The sequence below is a fragment of the Microbacterium sp. SORGH_AS_0888 genome (assembly GCF_030818905.1).
Taxonomy (GTDB): Bacteria; Actinomycetota; Actinomycetes; order Actinomycetales; family Microbacteriaceae; genus Microbacterium.
Map to the genome: position 1 here is coordinate 177736 of NZ_JAUTAZ010000001.1, position 19261 is coordinate 196996.

19 protein-coding genes and 1 tRNA gene are annotated in these 19261 nt (G+C 70.8%); 15 read left to right on the forward strand and 5 right to left on the reverse strand.

The genetic code is table 11. The features are described 5' to 3' along the window. The first annotated feature begins 139 nt into the window (after positions 1 to 139). Both QE381_RS00815 and QE381_RS00820 read left to right on the forward strand, forming a co-directional pair. The gene (locus QE381_RS00815) at positions 140 to 1759 is read left to right on the forward strand and encodes an NCS1 family nucleobase:cation symporter-1 (protein WP_307214622.1); all 1620 of its coding nucleotides are present in this window, start codon (positions 140 to 142) and stop codon (positions 1757 to 1759) included. Beyond that, a complete protein-coding gene (locus QE381_RS00820) occupies positions 1756 to 2499 on the forward strand; it encodes an aspartate/glutamate racemase family protein (RefSeq protein WP_307214624.1) in 744 nt (247 codons plus the stop codon). The genes QE381_RS00815 and QE381_RS00820 overlap by 4 nt, the downstream gene beginning before the upstream one ends. 15 nt (positions 2500 to 2514) lie before the next feature. Here QE381_RS00820 and QE381_RS00825 read toward each other — a convergent pair whose 3' ends face one another. Continuing rightward, a complete protein-coding gene (locus tag QE381_RS00825) occupies positions 2515 to 4017 on the reverse strand; it encodes a sugar porter family MFS transporter (protein WP_373426881.1) in 1503 nt (500 codons plus the stop codon). 27 nt (positions 4018 to 4044) lie between these two features. On the opposite strand from QE381_RS00825, the gene rsmA reads away from it, so the two are divergent. Then, positions 4045 to 4884, forward strand: a complete 840-nt coding sequence (gene rsmA, locus QE381_RS00830; RefSeq protein WP_307214628.1) for a 16S rRNA (adenine(1518)-N(6)/adenine(1519)-N(6))-dimethyltransferase RsmA — start codon at positions 4045 to 4047, stop codon at positions 4882 to 4884. Positions 4885 to 5022: 138 nt separating this feature from the next. After that, positions 5023 to 5952 carry a phosphodiesterase gene (locus tag QE381_RS00835; RefSeq protein ID WP_307214629.1) on the forward strand — a complete coding sequence of 310 codons (930 nt, stop codon included), beginning with the start codon at positions 5023 to 5025 and terminating at the stop codon, positions 5950 to 5952. On the opposite strand, the gene QE381_RS00840 is transcribed toward QE381_RS00835, so the two are convergent. Beyond that, complete coding sequence (locus QE381_RS00840) at positions 5897 to 7489, reverse strand: stealth conserved region 3 domain-containing protein (protein ID WP_307214631.1); 1593 nt, start codon at positions 7487 to 7489, stop codon at positions 5897 to 5899. The genes QE381_RS00835 and QE381_RS00840 overlap by 56 nt on opposite strands. Before the next feature lie 189 nt (positions 7490 to 7678). Between QE381_RS00840 and QE381_RS00845 the strand changes: the two genes are divergently transcribed. From QE381_RS00845 to QE381_RS00890, 10 genes are all read left to right on the forward strand, one after another. Beyond that, entirely contained in the window at positions 7679 to 8662 is a 984-nt protein-coding gene (locus QE381_RS00845; protein ID WP_373426970.1) for an aldo/keto reductase, read from the forward strand. Next, a complete protein-coding gene (locus QE381_RS00850; RefSeq protein WP_307214635.1) occupies positions 8659 to 9591 on the forward strand; it encodes a 4-(cytidine 5'-diphospho)-2-C-methyl-D-erythritol kinase in 933 nt (310 codons plus the stop codon). The genes QE381_RS00845 and QE381_RS00850 overlap by 4 nt, the downstream gene beginning before the upstream one ends. A gap of 26 nt (positions 9592 to 9617) precedes the next feature. Next, positions 9618 to 10934, forward strand: coding sequence for a GNAT family N-acetyltransferase (locus tag QE381_RS00855; protein ID WP_307214637.1), 1317 nt, complete (start codon positions 9618 to 9620; stop codon positions 10932 to 10934). Between the two features lie 92 nt (positions 10935 to 11026). Next, the gene (locus tag QE381_RS00860) at positions 11027 to 11569 is read left to right on the forward strand and encodes a GNAT family N-acetyltransferase (protein ID WP_307214638.1); all 543 of its coding nucleotides are present in this window, start codon (positions 11027 to 11029) and stop codon (positions 11567 to 11569) included. 46 nt (positions 11570 to 11615) lie between these two features. Beyond that, positions 11616 to 11918, forward strand: coding sequence for a DUF427 domain-containing protein (locus QE381_RS00865; protein ID WP_307214640.1), 303 nt, complete (start codon positions 11616 to 11618; stop codon positions 11916 to 11918). Between the two features lie 19 nt (positions 11919 to 11937). Continuing rightward, complete coding sequence (locus tag QE381_RS00870; protein WP_307214642.1) at positions 11938 to 12759, forward strand: ABC transporter ATP-binding protein; 822 nt, start codon at positions 11938 to 11940, stop codon at positions 12757 to 12759. Between the two features lies 1 nt (position 12760). Further along, positions 12761 to 13447 carry an ABC transporter permease gene (locus QE381_RS00875; RefSeq protein WP_307214644.1) on the forward strand — a complete coding sequence of 229 codons (687 nt, stop codon included), beginning with the start codon at positions 12761 to 12763 and terminating at the stop codon, positions 13445 to 13447. After that, a complete protein-coding gene (locus QE381_RS00880) occupies positions 13444 to 14169 on the forward strand; it encodes an ABC transporter permease (protein WP_307214646.1) in 726 nt (241 codons plus the stop codon). Before QE381_RS00875 ends, QE381_RS00880 begins: the two co-directional genes overlap by 4 nt. A gap of 32 nt (positions 14170 to 14201) precedes the next feature. Continuing rightward, entirely contained in the window at positions 14202 to 15110 is a 909-nt protein-coding gene (locus QE381_RS00885) for an ABC transporter substrate-binding protein (protein WP_307214648.1), read from the forward strand. Positions 15111 to 15175: 65 nt separating this feature from the next. After that, on the forward strand, positions 15176 to 16204 hold the full coding sequence (locus QE381_RS00890; RefSeq protein WP_307214651.1) for a GTP-binding protein: 1029 nt from the start codon (positions 15176 to 15178) through the stop codon (positions 16202 to 16204). Positions 16205 to 16213: 9 nt separating this feature from the next. Here QE381_RS00890 and QE381_RS00895 read toward each other — a convergent pair whose 3' ends face one another. From QE381_RS00895 to QE381_RS00905, 3 genes are all read right to left on the reverse strand, one after another. Next, positions 16214 to 18001, reverse strand: a complete 1788-nt coding sequence (locus tag QE381_RS00895) for an ABC-F family ATP-binding cassette domain-containing protein (RefSeq protein ID WP_307214653.1) — start codon at positions 17999 to 18001, stop codon at positions 16214 to 16216. A gap of 94 nt (positions 18002 to 18095) precedes the next feature. Then, entirely contained in the window at positions 18096 to 18629 is a 534-nt protein-coding gene (locus tag QE381_RS00900) for a hypothetical protein (protein WP_307214655.1), read from the reverse strand. Then, on the reverse strand, positions 18626 to 19123 hold the full coding sequence (locus QE381_RS00905) for a MarR family winged helix-turn-helix transcriptional regulator (RefSeq protein WP_307214657.1): 498 nt from the start codon (positions 19121 to 19123) through the stop codon (positions 18626 to 18628). Before QE381_RS00905 ends, QE381_RS00900 begins: the two co-directional genes overlap by 4 nt. Before the next feature lie 66 nt (positions 19124 to 19189). On the opposite strand from QE381_RS00905, the gene QE381_RS00910 reads away from it, so the two are divergent. Next, positions 19190 to 19261: transfer RNA gene (locus QE381_RS00910), tRNA-Gln, on the forward strand.

Consider the following 19261-nt stretch of genomic DNA (forward strand, 5'->3'; position numbering starts at 1 on the left):
AACTTCACGTGACCGTTACATGAGCGAAATCGTGGGCCATGCGTGAAGTAATAACTTCACATGAGAACCACCAGGCCACGGACACCACGTCGCGGTCCGCTCCCTCCGTCACCTCATCGGACATTCCTGGAAGGCAGTCATGACCCCTCACACCCCGCCCTCGACCGGTGTCTACGACATCGTCGAAGCCGCCGGCATGCCCATCGGCGCCGGCAACATGAAGCCGCAGTACGACGAGCGTCTCGCCAACGAGGACCTCGCCCCGCTGCGCAAGCAGAAGTGGAGCGCGTACAACATCTTCGCGTTCTGGATGAGCGACGTGCACTCGGTCGGCGGCTACGTCACTGCCGGATCGCTCTTCGCGCTCGGCCTGCAGAGCTGGCAGGTGCTCGTCGCGCTGCTGGTCGGCATCGTCATCGTCCAGTACTTCGCGAACCTCGTGGCCAAGCCCAGCCAGAAGACGGGGGTTCCCTATCCCGTCGTCAACCGGGCGATCTTCGGCATCCGCGGCGCCAACATCCCCGCCGTCATCCGCGGGCTCATCGCGATCGCCTGGTACGGCGTGCAGACCTTCCTCGCCGCCGAGTCGCTGAACATCGTGTTCCTGAAGTTCATCCCCGGCTCGGCCGCGCTGCTGGATGTCTCCTTCCTCGGGCTGTCGGCGCTCGGCTGGATCTCCTACGGCATCCTGTGGGTCGCCCAGTTCCTGCTGTTCTGGAACGGCATGGAGGTCATCCGGCGCTTCATCGACTTCGCCGGCCCCGCCGTCTACCTCGTGATGATCGTGCTCGCGGTGTACCTGGTCTCGCAGGCGGGCATCCAGAACATCTCGCTGAACCTGTCGACCAAGCAGCTCGACTTCTGGGGCTCGATCCCGGTCATGTTCGCCGCGATCGCGCTGGTCGTGTCGTACTTCTCCGGTCCGATGCTGAACTTCGGCGACTTCGCGCGGTACGGCAAGAGCTTCGCGGCCGTCAAGCGCGGCAACTTCTGGGGTCTGCCGATCAACTTCCTGTTCTTCTCGCTGCTGACGGTGATCACCGCGTCCGCGACCGTGCCCGTGTTCGGCGAGCTCATCACGGACCCGATCAAGACGGTCGAGGCGATCGACGGCTGGTTCGCGATCCTGCTGGGCGGGCTGACGTTCGTCACCGCGACCGTAGGCATCAACATCGTCGCGAACTTCATCTCGCCCGCGTTCGACTTCTCCAACGTCGCGCCGAAGAAGATCTCCTGGCGGGCGGGCGGCATGATCGCCGCCGTGGGCTCCGTGTTCCTCACCCCGTGGAACTGGTACTCCAACGACGACGCGATCCACTACACGCTCGGTCTGCTCGGAGCGCTCATCGGTCCGCTCTTCGGCATCCTCATCGCGGGCTACTACGTCGCGGGGCGTCAGCGCATCAAGACGGACGCGATGTTCACGATGGATCCGAACGGGCCGTACTGGTACCGCCGGGGCTTCAACCCGAACGCCATGAAGGCGCTGCTCGTCGCCGGCATCCCCGCCGTGTTCCTCGGTGTGTTCCCGAAGCTGTTCGCCGACATGGGGCTGTTCGACATCTCCTGGATCAGTGACTACAGCTGGTTCATCGGCTGCGGTCTCGGCTACGCCGCCTTCGTGCTCTTCGAACGTCTCGACCCGCAGGTGCCGACCTTCGAGGGCGAGACCGAGGGTGTGTCCGACGGCACGGCTCCGGTCGTCGTGGCGGCCGATGCGGCTCCGGAGCCGGCGACTGCGGGAGCCGTCACGTCGTGAGGATCCTGCTGATCAATCCCAACACCTCCCGGGCGATGACCGCGAGCATCGCGGACGCCGCCCGGGAGGTGGCGGGCCCCGGCGTCGAGATCGCCGCCGTCTGCCCCGCACCGGGGGAGGGCCCGGACGCGGTGGAGAGCCACGTCGACGAGGTGGCCGCCGCTGCAGCGGTCGTCGAGCTCGTCCGTCGCGACCTCGCCCGTGGCGGCAGCGATGCCTACGTCATCGCGTGCTTCGGCGATCCCGGGCTCGATGCGGCCCGCGAGCTCGTCGACGTCCCGGTCATCGGCGTCGCCGAAGCCGCGATGCACCTCGCCGCGATCGCGGGGCGGCGCTTCGCGATCGTGACGACGCTCGGTCGCACGCTGGGCCGCGCGCGCGACCTCGTCGCCCGCTACGGCATGGAGCAGGCGTGCGCGAGCTACCTCGCGGTGGAGATCCCCGTGCTCGCGCTCGAGGAGGCCAGCGCCGAGACCGTCGCCGCGATCGAGCGCGTCTGCGCGGTGGCCGTGGATGCGCCCCCGGGCGACGCGGCGGACGCGATCGTGCTGGGCTGCGCGGGGATGGCCGACCTGGCCGCCCGGCTGTCCGACCGGCTCGGCGCCCCCGTCGTCGACGGCGTCGCCGCGGCTGTCGGGATCGCGACCGGGATGCGGCGGATGCGGATGCGCGTCGCCGGCCGCGGGGAGTACGCGTCCCCGCCGGAGCGGACCACCCGCGCCCGCGAGGTCTGCTTCTGAGCCCGCCGGCGGGGGCTACGCGTGCCGCTTCGGCTTCTGCACGAACAGCGTCTCGGTCTTCTCGAGCTCCATGCCCTTGGTCTCGGGGATCTTCCACGCGACGTAGACGAGCGAGAGGGCCGCGAACAGCGCATACATGCCGTAGGTCAGCGGCAGCGACCAGCCGGACATCGCCGGGAACGTCACCGTGATGAGGAAGTTCGCGATCCACTGGGCGGCCGCGGCCACGCCGAGCGCCTTGCCGCGGATGCGGCTGGGGAAGATCTCGCCGAGCAGCACCCAGACGAGCGGGCCCCAGGACGCGGCGAAGCCGACGACGAAGAGGTTCGCCGCGATCAGCGCGACGGGGCCCCATGCGCCCGGGAGGGTCACCTCGCCGTCGACCTTCTGCGCGAAGGCGAAGGCGAGCGCCATCGTGCCGAGCGACAGCGTCATGAGCGCGGAGCCGGTCAGCAGGATCGGCTTGCGCCCGACGCGGTCGACCAGCCAGATCGCGACGAGCGTCATGACGACGTTCGTGACGCTCGTGATCACGCTGATCAGGAGCGAGTTGCTCTCATCGAACCCGACGGCCCGCCACAGGGTCGTGGAGTAGTAGAAGATCACGTTGATGCCGACGAACTGCTGGAACACGGACAGGATGATGCCGACCCAGACGATCGGCTGCAGGCCCAGTGCCGGGCCGCGCAGGCTCGCCTTCTTCTGAGTGCGGTCCGCCTCCAGCGCGGCGGTGAGCTCCCGCATGGTCTGGTCGAGGTCGACCGCGGGGACGAGCCGCGTGAAGATCGCGCGCGCCTCTTCCGTGCGCCCCTTCGACAGCAGGTAGCGCGGCGACTCGGGCACCGTGAACGAGAGGATGCCGTAGACCGCCGATGGGATGACGCCGACCAGGAACATCCACCGCCATGCCTCCATGCCCCACCACAGGGTCTCCGAGGCGCCGCCGGCGCTCGTGGCCAGCAGTGCGTCGGAGAGGAGGGCGCCGAAGATGCCGAGCGTGATCGCGAGCTGCTGCAGCGAGGCGAGTCCGCCGCGGATCTGGCGCGGCGCGATCTCGGCGATGTAGGCGGGCGCGACGACCGAGGCGATCCCGATGCCCAGACCGCTGAGCACGCGCCACACGATGAGGTCCGGGATGCTGAAGGTGAGGGCCGTGCCGATGGACGACACGAAGAACAGGATGGCGCCGAGGAACATGACCCGAAGGCGTCCCCAGCGGTCCGACAGCGAGCCGGCCAGCATGGCGCCCACGGCGCAGCCGAGGAGCGCGACCGCCACCACGAAGCCCGTGAGGACATCGTTGCCGGGCATGTACGCGCCCTCGATCGAGTCGACCGCGCCATTGATGACGGAGGAGTCGAACCCGAAGAGGAACCCGCCGACGGCGGCGGCGACCGACAGTCCGACCGCCCGTCGCCCGTACGGGCTCCGAAGGGAGAACGTCCCGGTGGGAAGGGCCTCGTCTCTACTGTTCACGATCGACCACACTAGACCCGCCGGTGGGCCGGCGGCGGGCATTGACGCGTGCCCGATACAGTGACATGCATGTCCGTGCATCTGCTCGGCGCGGCCGAGATCCGCGCGCTCGCCGCCGAGCTCGATGTCACCCCCACCAAGAAGCTCGGCCAGAACTTCGTCGTCGACGCCAACACGGTGCGCAAGATCGTGCAGGTGGGGCGCGTGGGCAGCGGCGACCGGGTGGTGGAGGTCGGTCCCGGGCTCGGCTCGCTCACCCTGGCGATCCTCGAGACCGGCGCGCACGTCCTCGCCGTCGAGATCGACCACCGCCTCGCCGCGCGGCTGCCCCAGACGGCCGCTGCCCACGGCGTTCCCGCCGACGCCCTCGAGGTCGTCGACGCGGACGCCCTGCGGGTCACGGAGCTGCCGGGCGACCCGAGGGTGCTGATCGCCAATCTGCCCTACAACGTCTCGGTGCCCGTGCTGCTGCACTTCATGGAGACCTTCCCGCATCTGGAGCGGGGCGTGGTCATGGTGCAGGCCGAGGTGGGGGAGCGCCTGGCCGCGCCCCCCGGCTCGAAGGTCTACGGCGCGCCGAGCGTCAAGGCCGCGTGGTACGGCCCGTGGCGGCTGGCGGGCGCCGTGTCGCGGCAGGTGTTCTGGCCCGTCCCCGGCGTCGACAGCGTGCTCGTCGCATTCGAGCGCGATGCGGAGCCGCGCGGCACCGACGACGAGCGCCGACGCGTGTTCGCGCTCGTGGACGCGGCCTTCGGCCAGCGTCGCAAGATGCTGCGTCAGTCGCTGTCGGGTGTGCTGGGCGGCTCGGCTGCTGCGGCATCCGATGTGCTCGAGCGCGCCGGGGTCGATCCGACCGAGCGGGGCGAGCGGCTCACGGTCGACGATTTCGTGCGGATCGCCCGGGTCTGACACCGCGGGCGCGACGCGCGACACCGATCGTTGGGGTCACGTTCACCACACGGTCGGAAACATGCCGGTAACATGACATCCGTCCGCCGTTCCGTTCCCGGCACCTCGCCACGCGGCTGACACGGGAGAACCGATCCCATGCGCAAGGCCGAGTACCCCGCACCCGAGCGGGTCCTGCTCCATCTCAGCGACACGCACCTGCGTGCGCCCGGGCCGATGCTCTTCGATCACGTCGACGGCCAGCGTCATCTCGCCCGTGCCCTCGACTCCATCGAGGCGTCCGGCATCCGGCCCGACGGCATCGTCTTCACGGGCGACCTGGTCGATCTCGGAGAGCCCGACGCCTACGCGGCGCTTCGACGCCTCGTCGAGCCGTTCGCGGCGCGGCTGGGTGCCCCGGTCTTCTGGGTCATGGGCAATCACGACGACCGCGTCGCCTTCCGGGCCGCGCTCACCGACGCCGCCGCGGCCGATCCCGCCGCGCCCTTCGATCGGGTCGACGAGCTCGACGGCCTCCGACTCGTGACCCTCGACACGACGGTCCCCGGAGCCCACCACGGCGAGCTCCGGCCGGCGCAGCTCGTCTGGCTCCGCGAGGTCCTGTCGGTGCCGGCGCCGCTCGGCACGATCCTCGCCATGCATCACCCGCCGGTCCCGAGCGTGCTGCCGCTCGCGGCGAGCGTCGAGCTGCGTGACCAGCACCCGCTCGCCGAGGTGCTGCGCGGCACCGACGTGCGCGCGATCATCGCCGGCCACCTGCACTACTCGACGTTCGCGACGTTCGCCGGGATCCCCGTGTCGGTCGCCTCGTCCACGTGCTACGCGCAGGACCTCACGGTCCCGGTCGGCGGAACCCGACCCCAGGACGGCGCGCGCTCGTTCAACCTCGTGCACGTCTACGACGACACCGTCGTGCACTCCGTCGTCGCGGTGGACGCCCCGCATCCGCTCGAGTACATCGATGCCGCGGAGGCGCAGCGCCGGCTGCTGTCGGCCGGTATCGAGCAGGAGGTCAGTGCCGCGCGGCGGATCGCTCCGCCGACCGAGCCGCTCCCTGTCGTGCGCTGAGCGCATCCGCCCGCTCCCACGGTGCCCGCACGGGGAACATGCGCTCCAGCAGCTCGGTGACCACCCGCACCCGCACCTCTTCGGGGACCTCCGACTCGCCGCCGTCGTTGAGGCAGAACATGTCGACGTCGCCGCGCGCGACGAGCCGCTCCGTCCGGCGCAGCGAGTCCGCGAGCGTCGTCTGGTAATAGCGCGTGCGGGGGCGGGTCGTGGGAACGGCACGCCCCGTGAACAGCGCGTAGTAGTGGTACAGGCTGTTGGTGACGGAGATGTCGGTCGCCGAGCGGAACCGCGAGGCCGCCGTTCGGCGGAAGTCCTCCGCGAACTCCTGCTCGAGCTCTGCCATGACGCTGCGGCGCAGCGGTGTCGCGCAGTGCTCCAGGTCGCGGACGATCGTCCGGCCGAAGCGGCGTTGCAGGAGCTCACGGTTGACGCGCAGCGCGTTGTCGTGGCCGCTGCGCTGGATGCGGGAGGGCCCCGTGCCGATCCTCACCTCGCACTCGACGAAGCTCGACACGCCGGCCGGGCTGAAGAACAGCTCGGGCTCGACCGGCCGGCCGAAGAACATGTCGTCGTTGGAGTAGAGGAAGTGCTCGGCCAGACCCTCGATGCGGTGGAGCTGGGCCTCGACGGCGTGCGAGTTGTGGATCGGCAGCACCGAGGTGTCCGCGAAGAACTCCTCGCTCCGCACGACGGTGACGCGGGGGTGATCGATCAGCCACGCCGGCGCGGGCGAGTCGGTCGCGATGAAGATCCGCCGCACCCACGGTGCGTACATGTGCACGCTGCGCAGGGCGTAGCGCAGCTCGTCGACGTGTCGGTACCGCGCCGGTCCCGCGTCGCCGTCGCCGACGACGTACTGCGCCAGCTGTGCGGCGCGCTGCCGCTGGAAGTCGGTGGAGGAGCCGTCCACCCAGGAGAACACCATGTCGATCTCGTCGGTGACCTCGTGCGGGTGCGGATCGAACATGCCGACCGGCGTCCGCCAGGTGCGGCCGTGGCGCGCCACCTCGGTGACCTCGAGATCGACGGCGGGGATGACGCGCCGCGTGAGGGCGTTCTGCGCCGGCGTCTCGACGGTCTCGGCGCCGAAGCGCCAGAACTCCAGGCGCACGGCGCTCGCGACGCCGTAGCGCAGGCCCCCGGGACCCGTGATGCGCGGACGGAACAGGCGGATCGCGCCCGTGCCGTCGCCGCGGTCGCGCACGTCGGGGAGCGGGACCGCGGCCGTGCCCTTGGGCTTGGCGTACACGGGTTCCCGGTCGCACAGGGCACGCAGGGCGTCCAGCGCCCGTGCGCGGTCGGTGTCGGCCACGGCCAGTGCGGGGGTGCGCAGCTCGTGCCGGATGAGGAGCGGCTCGACGCCCGCCGACTCGAGGGTCTCGGCGATCAACAGCAGGTCGGCGATGCGCGCGTCCTCGGGGGACATGTCCTCGTGGAGCAGGTGGAGCACGCCATGCTCGAGCAGGACGTCCTCGCGGGCGAGCAGCGAGGTCCAGGGATGCGGCTGCGCCGGAACGGCTGTCAATGACGCCATGGAGCTCCTTCGATGTCGTGGGCCAGAAGGTTCAGACTAAGCCGCCCGCATTACGGTGGCGTTTCGGGGCGGCTGCCACGGCGCTCCGCCGCCGACTAGGCTTTTCGGGTGAGCCTCAACGACCGCGCCCGGCCCGGGATCCCCGACGTCCACCGTCCCTACGTGGCGGCGCCGGAGCGGAACGCGGCCATGCCGTACCGCCAGGTGGGGGCTTCGGGCCTGTACCTGCCCGCGATCTCGCTGGGGCTCTGGTGGAACTTCGGCGACAACGTGCCCTTCGACCGCCAGCGCGAGATCCTGCGTCACGCGTTCGACCGCGGCATCACGCATTTCGATCTGGCGAACAACTACGGACCGCCCTACGGCTCGGCCGAGACGAACTTCGGCCGCGTGCTGCGCGAGGACCTCCGTCCCTATCGCGACGAGTTGATCATCTCGTCGAAGGCCGGCTGGGACATGTGGCCGGGCCCGCACGGCGAGTTCGGGTCCCGCAAGCACATCATCGCGAGCGCCGACCAGTCGCTCGGGCGGATGGGCCTCGACTACGTCGACATCTTCTACTCGCACCGCGTCGACCCGGTGACCCCCATCGAGGAGACGATCGGCGCGCTCGACACGCTCGTACGGCAGGGCAAGGCGCTCTACGTCGGCATCTCGTCCTACAGCGCTGAGCGCACGATCGTCGCCTCGGCCGTCGCGCGGAGCCTGGGGACACCGCTCGTGATCCACCAGCCCGCCTACTCCATCCTCAATCGCTGGATCGAGGACGGCCTGACGGGGGCTCTCCGGCAGGAGGAGCTGGGCGCGATCGCGTTCACCCCCCTCGCGCAGGGACTCCTGACCGACAAGTACCTCGGCGACGGCCGCGGGCGCCGTGCCCAGCCGCGTCCGCTGCCCGACAAGGCGTTGTCCCACGGCTCGATCGCGGCCCTTCGCAATCTGAACGCGATCGCCAAGGAACGGGGTCAGACGCTCGCGCAGATGGCGATCCAGTGGGTGCTCCGGGACCCGATCGTCGCGTCCGCGTTGCTGGGAGCCTCGAGCGTCGAGCAGCTCGACGAGAACATCGCCGCTCTCGACGGGCCCGCGTTCGACACGGAGGAGCTGCAGCTGATCGATTCCATCTCGGCGGGGATCGACGTCGACCTGTGGTCGGTGTCGTCGAGACTGTGAGCCTGTCCGCCGACTCCGCCCGGGTGCACGTGCGTGCGCCCGGGAAGATCAACGTCTTCCTCGAGGTCGGGGAGGTCCAGGAGGACGGCTATCACGACGTGGCCTCCGCCTATCAGGCGGTGTCCGTGTTCGAGGACGTGTGGGCCACGACCGCCGACGAGATCACGATCGCCGTCAGCGGCACCGTCGATCTCGCACAGGTTCCGCAGGACGACCGCAACCTCGCGGTCCGGGCGGCGCGGCTGCTCGCCCAGGAGGCCGGCTGGCGCGGCGGTGTGCACCTCGACATCCGCAAGGGTGTCCCGGTCGCCGGCGGCATGGGGGGCGGTTCGGCCGATGCCGCTGCGGCTCTCGTCGCCTGCGACGCGCTGTGGGGGACCGGACTGAGCGTGCACGAGCTCCACGAGCTCGGAGCGCGGCTGGGCGCCGACGTCCCGTTCGCGCTGATGGGCGGGACGGCGGTGGGCATGGGGCGTGGCGACGAGCTGAGCCCCGCTCTCGCTCGCGGCCGGTTCGACTGGGTCCTCGTGACGCATGCCTTCGGGCTGTCGACCCCCGAGGTCTACGCCGCGCTCGACGCGCACCGGAGCCGGTACGCCCTCGACATCGCTCCGCCGCGCCGTCGGCCGGTCGTCGAGGCCGACGTCCTGCATGCGTTGCGGGCGGGGGATGCCGCCATGCTCGCCGAGGCGGCGCGCAACGACCTGCAGGTCGCGGCGCTCGCCCTCCGTCCCGAGCTTGCGACCGTTCTCGCCGAGGGGGAGCGGGCGGGAGCGCTCGCCGGCATCGTCTCCGGCTCGGGACCCACGCTCGCCTTCCTCGCCGCGGATCGGGAGGCGGCGATCGAGCTGCAGGTCCTGCTCTCGGCGGCGGGGCATACGGCGCTTCACGTGCACGGGCCGGTTCCGGGAGCCCGCATCGTCGACTGACCACGCCGGAGGAAACGAGAGCTGACATGGCCGACCACGATCTGATCACGACCCACACGGATGCACCGGTGGACGCGGAGTCCGCCGCGCGGCTGCAACGGGGCGGGCTCGAGCTGCGCCGCTACGCGCACGAGGGCGAGGAGTTCACCGGCTGGTACGAGGCCGTGTCGCGCGGTTTCCTCGAGGCGGCACAGACCTCTGCGCAGGTGGAGGCGGCGCGCGAGCCCCTGGCGTCCCGCCGCCTCGTCGGGGTGGCCGACCCCTCCGGTCCCGCTCCGGCGTGGCCGGTCGCGACGGTCGCGAGCTGGGTCGCCGACCTCTCGATCCCGGGCGCGGTGATCCCGTCGTGCGCGATCAGCGATGTGACGGTCGCGCCGACCCATCACCGCCGCGGGATCGCGCGAGCACTCCTGGAGGGGGAGCTGCGCACGGCGGCGTCGCTCGGCGTCCCGTTCGCGTCGCTCACCGTCAGCGAGTCCACCCTGTACGGCCGCTACGGCTTCGGGCCGGCGGTGTCGGTGGCCACGATCGAGATCGATGTGAAACGCGCATCGTGGGCCGGTCCCGCGCCTGCCGGGCGGGTCGACTTCATCGCCCGCGAGACCTGGCGTGCGCTGGCGCCGGACGTGTTCGACCGTATCCGGGTGCACCGTCCGGGCGAGCTGGAGATGCCCGCGGGTCACTGGGACCGCTTCGCGGGCACCCGCGCCGATGCCGAGAAGCCGGAGCGACTGCGTGCCGTGCAGTACGCGGACGCCGCCGGCACGGTGCGCGGTCTCGCGCTCTACACGGTCACGGAGAACACGGAGGACGTGACCCGGGCGCGTGTCGAGATCGTCTCGCTGCTGGCCGACGGCGACGACGCCTACGCCGCGCTCTGGCGGTTCTTCGTCGAGCTGGATCTCGTGCAGATCGTGCACGCGGGCCAGCAGTCGATCGACGAGCCGGTGCTCTGGATGATCTCGGACCGGCGCGCGGCCACCGTGCGGCTGGTCGACCATCACTACGTGCGCATCATCGACGTGCCGGCCGTGCTTCAGGCGCGGAGGTACCGTCGACGCGGCCGGGTGCTGCTGGAGGTGACGGATCCGCTGGGGATCGCCGCGGGACGCTACGTCCTCACGGTCGACGACGACGGCACGGCGGTCGTCGCGCCGGCCGGGGCGCGGGCGACGGCGACCGTCACGCTCGAGGCCGGGATCGACGCGCTGTCCGCTCTCGTCCTGGGCCAGGTGTCCGCGCGCACGCTCGCGGCGGGGGGCCGCCTGCGCACGAGCGATGCGGGCGCCGTCGCAGACCTCTTCGGGTGGGAGCCCTCGGCGCGGCTGAGCTACTGGTACTGACCCGCGTCGGATCGGCGGACACGAAGCGGCTGCCTCCGCACGAGTGGAACAAATGTTCGAAACGGGTCAAGGCCTGTGGGAGACTGATCGCCATGAGATTCGTCCACGACCTCGGGGGCGGCTACGCGCTCGCATTGCGCACGCCCGACACGGTCGCCGAGATGCATCGGCTCACCCTCAAGAACCTCGACCGACTGCGTGAGTGGGAGCCGTGGGCGCAGGGCGAGCAGTCACTCGAGGCCACGGCGTCCTTCACCGGCATGCAGCTGGAGCGCTTCGCGGCGGGCACGCTCCTGCCGACCGCGATCGCCCGGGACGGTGTGCTCATCGGGTCGGCGTCGCTGCGTCTCGACTCCTACCTGGGCACTGCGGAGCTGGGCTACTGGATCGACGAGGAGGAGCAGGGCAAGGGCGTCGTGTTCCGCGCGTGCACCGCCCTGCTCGACCACGCCCGCGAGGCCGGCGCGGCCCGCGTCGAGATCCGCACGGCCGTCGCGAACGTGCGCAGCCGTCGCCTCGCCGAACGCCTCGGCTTCATCCACGAGGGAACGCTGCGCGCGGCGCTGCCGATCGGCGAGACGCGCCTCGACGTCGCGCTCTACGGCCTCGTGGCTAAGCACGACGACGTCTTCTGACGCAATCCCCGCCCCGGTGTCGGCGGGTGCCGGTAACGTTCCCCCCATGAGAGCACGTTTGGGTGAGGTCGTCCTCGCCGAGGCGCCGGAGGGCGACCTCGTCCGCATCGAGGGCAACTGGTACTTTCCTCCCGCGAGTGTCGCCGACGGCGTGCTCGTCGAGAGCCCGACCCCCTACACCTGTCCGTGGAAGGGGGAGTGCCAGTACTACACCGTCGTCGCCGACGGCCGGGAGCTCGCCGACCGTGCCTGGGCGTATCCGCACCCGTACCCCACCGCGATCGAGCGTGTGGGCACCGACTTCTCCGGCTACGTCGCGTTCTGGAAAGAAGTCGAGGTCGGGGACTGAGCGGGCGGGGACCCGGGCGATGATCGAGTTCTCGAGCGTCACCAAACGCTTTCCCGACGGCACGACCGCGGTCGACGACTTCAGCCTCGTCGTGCCCTCGCATAAGACGACCGTCTTCGTCGGCTCGTCCGGCTGTGGGAAGACGACGCTGCTGCGGATGGTCAACCGCATGGTCGAGCCGACCTCCGGGAGCATCCGGATCGATGACCAGGACGTCTCCGCGGAGCCCGCTGTCGCGTTGCGGCGTCGCATCGGGTACGTCATGCAGAACGCCGGACTCCTGCCGCACTTCACCGTGGCCGACAACATCGCCACGGTGCCGCGCCTCACGGGCAGCACGCGCAGGGCGGCGCGCACGCGTGCGCTCGAGCTCATGGATGTCGTCGGCCTCGACCGCGCCATGGCCGACCGCTACCCGAGTCAGCTCTCGGGTGGTCAGCAGCAGCGCGTCGGGGTCGCTCGCGGGCTCGCCGCGGACCCCAACATCCTGCTCATGGACGAGCCGTTCGGCGCGGTCGACCCGATCGTGCGCGCCGAGCTCCAGCAGGAGCTGATCCGACTGCAGCGCGAGCTCGACAAGACCGTGGTTTTCGTCACACACGACATCGACGAGGCCTTCCTCCTCGGCGACCAGGTGGTGATCCTCGCGGCCGGTGCGCAGAAGCTGCAGGTCGGCACGCCGAGCGAGATCATCGAAGCTCCGGCCGACGAGTTCGTCGCCGCCTTCATCGGCGTCGAGCGCGGGCGTCGTGCGCTGCGCGTCAAGCACACCGAGCGCGGGGCGGTCCTCATCGACAGCGAGGGGCGCGCGCAGGGAACGCTCGTCGGGGACGGCACCTGAGATGTCCTGGGTCGCCGACAACCTCGAGCTGATCTGGTCGCTGCTGCTGGTGCACCTGCGGCAGAGCGCGATCGCCATCGTGGTCGGCTTCGTGATCTCGATCCCGCTCGGCTGGGTCGCCTGGCGCTACCGGCTGCTGCGCGGATGGGTCATCACGCTCACGGGGCTCCTGTACACGATCCCCTCTCTTGCGCTGCTCATGATCCTTCCCGCCGTCCTCGGCTATTCGGCGATCAGCGAGACCAACCTGATCGTCGCCCTCACCATCTATGCCGTCGCGATCATGGTCCGCGCCGTCACCGACGGTCTCGACTCGGTCGACCCCGCGATCCGCCAGGCCGCGACCGCCGTCGGCTACGGCGCCGCGCGCCGGTTCTGGGCCGTCGACTTCCCGCTCGCCGGCCCCGTCGTGCTCGCCGGGCTCCGCGTCACCGCGGTGAGCACCATCTCGCTCGCGACGGTCGGCATCCTGGTCGGAGTCACCAATCTCGGCTACCTCTTCACGAACGGACTGCAGCGCCGCATCATCCCCGAGGTGCTCTCGGGCGTGGTCGCGGTCGTGATCGTCGCGCTCGTGATCGACCTGCTTCTCATGTTCGCCGGCCGACTGCTCATGCCGTGGACCCGCGCGACGAGGGTGCGCCGGGCGCGCCGTCCCGCCCTGCAGCCGGCGGGAGCACCCGCATGAGCCTTTTCCTCGACGCGATCGCGTGGATCTTCGCCCCGCGGCAGTGGCAGGGCTCGGGCACCCTCGGCGAGCTCCTGCTGCAGCACCTCGCATACTCGGCCGCCTCGGTGGCGATCGCGGTCGTCATCGCCGTTCCCCTCGGCTGGGCCATCGGCCACACCGGCAAGGGGCGCGAGGTCGCCGTGGCCGTGGCCGGTGTGGCGCGTGCCGTGCCGTCGTTCGGACTCCTGCTCCTGCTCGTCCTGCTGATGGGCGTCCTGCGCAAGCCGGAAGCGGCCGTCATCACGTTCGTGCTGCTCGCGATCCCGTCGCTGCTCGCGGGCGCCTACTCCGGCCTCGAGGCGATCGATCGCCGCGTCATCGATGCGGCGCGAGCCGTCGGCATGACGCAGTGGCAGATCCTCTGGCGTGTCGAGGTCCCGCTCGGCCTCCCGCTGCTCATCGGCGGTCTCCGTTCGGCCGTCCTGCAGGTCGTCGCGACCGTCACGATCGCCGCCTACATCGGGCTCGGCGGTCTCGGACAGCCCATCATCGCCGGCCTGAACCTTCGCAGCTTCGACCAGGTGCTCGGCGGCGCGATCCTCGTCGCGCTGCTCGCGCTGCTGCTCGATGCACTCCTCGCGCTCGCTCAGCGCGCGGCCGTGCCGACCGGGCTTCGTGCCGGCCGCGCGGACCGCGGCGCGTCCGCCCGCCGGCGCACGGTGCCGGCGACGTCTTCCTGACCCTGCTCCACCCCACCAGAGAGGCAACCCCCATGTCCACAGCACGCACCAAGATCGCGGCGGCAGCCGTCGCGGCCGCGGGCCTCGCGCTTTCGCTCGTCGGCTGCGCATCCAGCAACCCGCTCGACTCCGGCACCGGCGCGTCGGCCGGGTCGGGCACGATCGTCGTCGGCTCGCAGGCCTACGCGTCCAACGAGGTCATCGCCGAGATCTACGCGCAGGCGCTCGAAGGCGCCGGGTTCACGGTCACGCGCACGTTCAACATCGGCGCGCGCGACGCCTACATGCCGCAGATCGAGAGCGGCGCGATCACCGTGTTCCCCGAGTACACGGGCAACCTGCTGCAGTTCTTCGACAAGGACACGACGGCTCGTTCCTCGGATGACGTCTACGCCGCGCTGAAGACGGCGCTCCCGAGCAACCTCACCGTGCTCGACCAGGCGACCGCGACCGACCAGGACTCGTACACGGTGACCAAGGCGTTCGCTGACCAGTACAAGCTCAGCTCGATCTCCGACCTCGCGAACGTGACGGTGCCGCTCACGCTCGGCGGCCCGCCGGAGCTCGCCGATCGCCCGTACGGTCCGACGGGGCTCAAGAGCACGTACGGCATCGACGTGACGTTCACCGCGACCGGCGACACGACGGTCGACGACCTGATCGCCGGCAACGTCAACGTCGCGAACGTCTTCACCGCCGACCCGCGGATCCAGACCGACTCGCTCGTCGTGCTGAAGGACCCGAAGGCTCTGTTCCTGGCGTCCAACGTGGTGCCGCTCGTGAACAAGGACGTCGCACCGCAGATCGCGGACACGATCAACGCCGTGAGCGCCAAGCTCACCCCGGAGGCGCTCGTCGCGCTCAACGTGCAGAACACGGTCGACCAGAAGTCGGCTGCCGACATCGCGAAGGCCTGGCTGAGCGAGAATGGTCTGAACTGATCTGAACCGCAGCGAACGGGCCCCGGTGCGGATGCGCCGGGGCCCACTGCATGGAAAGGCGGCGCATGCCCGACGACGGTGGGAAAGTGCCGGTCATCGCCCTCACGGGCAGTCTCGGCGCCGGCAAGACGAGCTTGCTGAACCACCTGTTGCGTGTGCCCGGCGCGCGGCTGGGCGTCGTGGTCAACGACTTCGGCGAGGTCAACGTCGACGCGGCGCTCGTGACGGGGCAGGTCGACGAGGCCGCGGCGATCTCCGGCGGGTGCGTGTGCTGCCTGCCCGACGCGGGCGGCCTCGACGGCGCCCTCGAGAAGCTGGCGCAGCCGCGCCTGCGGCTGGACGCGATCATCGTCGAGACCAGCGGCATCGCCGATCCGGTCGCGGTCGGGCGGCTCATCCGCTTCAGCGGGGTCGACCGGGTGCGCCTGGGCGGCATCGTCGAGGTGATCGACGCCGTGGAGCACTTCGACACGGTCGACACGCACGAGGCGCCCCCGCAGCGATACGCGGCGGCCACGCTCGTCGTGATCGGGAAGAGCGACCTTCTGGCCGGTGCGGAGCGCGATGAGCGGATCTCCCGTGTCGCAGAGCGGGTCCGGATGCGGAATCCGCGCGCCGAGATCGTCGTCGCCGCGCGGGGGCGCATCGACCCCGCCCTCGTGTTCGACGCGGCGAGCGCCGAAGAGCCCGAGGACGAGCTTCCCCTCGCCCGTCTCCTGCGCGACGAGCCGGGTGAGCACCATGATCATGCGCATGCCCGCTCCGCATCGTTGCGTCTGACGGCGCCGGTCTCGCCGACCGCATTGGTCGATCTCCTCGAGAACCCGCCTCCCGGTGCCTACCGGATCAAGGGACGCGTGCGGGTGCGCGGTCCGCGCTCGGAGCGGGGGTACCTGATCAACGTCGTGGGCCGGATGATCCACGTGGCGCCGCTCGCGGAGCCGCCCGGGGTGGGCGAGCTCGTGGCGATCGGCGCCGAGCTCGACGATCTCGCGGCGCAGCGACGGCTCGAGGCGCTTGCCGCCGTTCCCGCCGACGTGCCGGACGCGCCGGGTCTTCGTCGGCTGCAGCGGTACCGGCGTCTCAGCGACTGAGCGCCGGCGTCACTCCAACCGCGCCGACAGCTCCAGCCACTGCTCCTCGAGCGCGGCGGCCTCGTCCTCCAGCGCCGTGATCTTCGCCATCTCGGTGCCGAGCAGCTGGTAGTCGGACTGGTCGAGGTCTGCGAGCCTCGCGCGCGCCTGGGCTGCCTGCTGCTGCAGTCTCTCGAGGCGGCGCTCGAGGGACGCGAGCTCCTTCTCCGCTGCGCGCAGCTCGGCGCCGGAGAGGGCGCTGGTCGTCGCCGCGGCAGAGGCCGCGGGCGTGGAGGGGGAGGCGGACGCAGCCCGCAACCGCAGGTACTCGTCGACACCGCCGGGCAGATGCCGGAGCCGGCCGTCGAGGATCGCGTACTGCTGGTCGGTGACGCGCTCCATGAAGTACCGGTCGTGGCTGACCACCAGAAGCGTGCCCGCCCAGGAGTCCAGCAGGTCCTCCAGGGCCGCGAGCATGTCGGTGTCGAGATCGTTGGTCGGCTCGTCGAGGATCAGCACGTTCGGCTGGTCGAGCAGGATGAGCAGGAGCTGCAGGCGTCGCTGCTGGCCGCCGGAGAGGTCTTTGACCGGGGTCGACAGCTGCGCGCTGGAGAACCCGAGCCGCTCCAGCAGCTGGCCCGGGGTGAGCTCCGCCGCCTTCGAGCCCGTGCCGAGGGTGTAGCTCGTCCGCAGCCCGGAGACGACCACCCGGACCGGCTCGTCCAGGTGCTGGGCCAGCTCGTCCATCCGTTGGCTGAGGATCGCGATCTTGACGGTCTTGCCGCGCTTGACACGCCCCGACGTCGGGGCCACGTCGCCCGAGACGAGCCCGAGGAGGGTCGACTTGCCCGCGCCGTTGACGCCGAGGATGCCGGTTCGCTCGCCCGGCGCGATCCGCCACTCCACGTCGCGCAGCACGGTGCGCTCCGCGTAGGTCACGCCGACGTCGAGGAGGTCGACGACATCCTTTCCCAGCCGGGAGACCGCGAGGGACTGCAGCTGGACCCGGTCCCGGATCTCCGGGACGTCCGCGATCAGCACGTTCGCGGCGTCGATGCGGAACTTCGGCTTCGACGTGCGTGCCGGCGCGCCGCGCCGCAGCCACGCCAGCTCTTTGCGTGCCAGATTCTGCCGCCGCTGTTCGATCACGGCCGACTGCCGGTCGCGCTCGACCCGCTGGAGGATGTAGGCGGCGTAGCCGCCGTCGAACGGCTCGACGATCCGGTCGTGCACCTCCCACGTGGCCGTGCACACCTCGTCGAGGAACCAGCGGTCGTGGGTGACGACGAGAAGCCCTCCCGCGCTCGCGGACCAGCGGCGCTTCAGGTGCGCCGCGAGCCAGGCGATCGCCTCCACGTCGAGGTGGTTGGTCGGCTCGTCCAGCGCCAGGACGTCCCAGTCTCCGACGAGCAGGCGGGCAAGGGCCACGCGGCGACGCTGACCGCCCGAGAGCGCGCCCAGCGTCGCGTCCCACGGGAGGTCCGCGACGAGACCCGCCAGCACGTCGCGCACGCGGGGGTCGCCCGCCCAGACGTGCTCGGGCGTGTCGCCGACGACGGCGCCGCCGACGGTCTCGTCGTCGTCGAGGGTGTCGGCCTGGTCGAGGACACCGATGCGGACGCCGCCGCGCACGGTGACCTTGCCCGCATCCGGCTCGCGCCGCCCGGCGAGCATCGCCAGCAGGCTCGACTTGCCGTCGCCGTTGCGGCCGACGATGCCGATGCGGTCGCCCTCGTCGACGCCGAGCGAGACGTCGTCGAAGACCACCTTGGTCGGGTATTCGAGATGCAGGCCCGTGGCCCCGAGAAGATGCGCCATGTCGTCCCCAGCGTAGGCGACCGTGCGGGCGGCTCGGTCATCGCTCGGCGCCGCCGTTCCCCGAGCGGGGCCGCGGGGCGGGCGAAGCGCCCGCTCAGTGCAGCGCGTACTCGAGCATGATGAGCAGGAAGCCGAGCGCGCCCGTCCCGATCCCGCCGAGGACGCGGAGAGGGACGGCGACCCCTCTGCGGCTGTAGGCGGCGTACCCGAGCACGGTGAGCACGACGATCGCCGCGAGCATCGAGTACCAGTAGGCGTCGGCGCCCGAGAGGTGGGTCGCGGCGCCGGTGATGAGGATGAGGATCGTCGGGACCGCGGACCACAGCATGCCGGACGAGTGCACCAGCGCGTGCCGGAAGGCGCGCGCGAACCCCTGCGCCCCGTGGTCGGTCAGGGTGTGGGCGAACACGTGAGCGGCGTAGAAGACGATGAGGGCGGGCGCGGCGTCCATCAGGAGCTCGAACGCGTCGATCGGATGGCCGTCCTCCGTGACCTCGTCGGACGCGATCGTGATGAAGGACGTGAAGACGATGAGGCCGTAGATCGCCGTCGCCGAGCGGAAACGAACATCGAACCAGCGGTGGAGTCGTCCCGTCCGGGCGGTCGCCGGCCCGGTGTCCTCCGTCATGCGTCGAACCCCAGCGAGAGCTTGCGCAGCAGCGAGGCGAGCCTGTCGCGGTCGCCGCGGGGGAGCCGGCCGAGGAGCTCGGCCTCGGAGTCGATCAGGCGGGTGATGGCGGCATCCACGCGGATCCGTCCTTCCTCGGTCAGGGTCACCAGCACGCTGCGCCCGTCGGCGGGATCGGCCTCGCGGCGTACGAGCCGACGCCCGACGAGGCGGTCGATCCGGTTCGTCATCGTTCCGCTGGAGACGAGCGTCTGCTGCAACAGCTGCTTGGGGCTCAGCTGGAACGGCTCGCCCGCGCGCCGCAGTGCGGACAGCACGTCCCATTCCCAGGGCTCCAGGTCGCTGCGGCGGAAGGCATCGCGCCGCGCACGGTCCAGGTGACGTGAGAGCCGGTCGACCCGGGAGAGCACCTCCATGGGGGAGAAGTCGAGGTCGGCGCGCTGCGCGCGCCACGCGCCGACGATGCGGTCCACCTCGTCGGTCTCGTTCGCCATGACCCCATTATCGTGGGGCGAGCGCTCCGGGATGGCAGACTGGACGATGCGCCGCGGGCGGCGCGATCCGCCGTGGTGTAATGGCAGCACGACAGCCTTTGGAGCTGTGAGGTCTAGGTTCGAGTCCTGGCGGCGGAG

Coding starts and splice junctions, on each gene's coding strand:
- QE381_RS00815 (WP_307214622.1), top strand. CDS start 140: ATGACCCCTCACACCCCGCCCTCGACCGGTGTCTACGACATCGTCGAA.
- QE381_RS00825 (WP_373426881.1), bottom strand. CDS start 4,017: ATGCCCGCCGCCGGCCCACCGGCGGGTCTAGTGTGGTCGATCGTGAAC.
- rsmA (WP_307214628.1), top strand. CDS start 4,045: ATGTCCGTGCATCTGCTCGGCGCGGCCGAGATCCGCGCGCTCGCCGCC.
- QE381_RS00835 (WP_307214629.1), top strand. CDS start 5,023: ATGCGCAAGGCCGAGTACCCCGCACCCGAGCGGGTCCTGCTCCATCTC.
- QE381_RS00840 (WP_307214631.1), bottom strand. CDS start 7,489: ATGGCGTCATTGACAGCCGTTCCGGCGCAGCCGCATCCCTGGACCTCG.
- QE381_RS00845 (WP_373426970.1), top strand. CDS start 7,679: ATGCCGTACCGCCAGGTGGGGGCTTCGGGCCTGTACCTGCCCGCGATC.
- QE381_RS00855 (WP_307214637.1), top strand. CDS start 9,618: ATGGCCGACCACGATCTGATCACGACCCACACGGATGCACCGGTGGAC.
- QE381_RS00860 (WP_307214638.1), top strand. CDS start 11,027: ATGAGATTCGTCCACGACCTCGGGGGCGGCTACGCGCTCGCATTGCGC.
- QE381_RS00865 (WP_307214640.1), top strand. CDS start 11,616: ATGAGAGCACGTTTGGGTGAGGTCGTCCTCGCCGAGGCGCCGGAGGGC.
- QE381_RS00870 (WP_307214642.1), top strand. CDS start 11,938: ATGATCGAGTTCTCGAGCGTCACCAAACGCTTTCCCGACGGCACGACC.
- QE381_RS00875 (WP_307214644.1), top strand. CDS start 12,761: ATGTCCTGGGTCGCCGACAACCTCGAGCTGATCTGGTCGCTGCTGCTG.
- QE381_RS00880 (WP_307214646.1), top strand. CDS start 13,444: ATGAGCCTTTTCCTCGACGCGATCGCGTGGATCTTCGCCCCGCGGCAG.
- QE381_RS00885 (WP_307214648.1), top strand. CDS start 14,202: ATGTCCACAGCACGCACCAAGATCGCGGCGGCAGCCGTCGCGGCCGCG.
- QE381_RS00890 (WP_307214651.1), top strand. CDS start 15,176: ATGCCCGACGACGGTGGGAAAGTGCCGGTCATCGCCCTCACGGGCAGT.
- QE381_RS00895 (WP_307214653.1), bottom strand. CDS start 18,001: ATGGCGCATCTTCTCGGGGCCACGGGCCTGCATCTCGAATACCCGACC.
- QE381_RS00900 (WP_307214655.1), bottom strand. CDS start 18,629: ATGACGGAGGACACCGGGCCGGCGACCGCCCGGACGGGACGACTCCAC.
- QE381_RS00905 (WP_307214657.1), bottom strand. CDS start 19,123: ATGGCGAACGAGACCGACGAGGTGGACCGCATCGTCGGCGCGTGGCGC.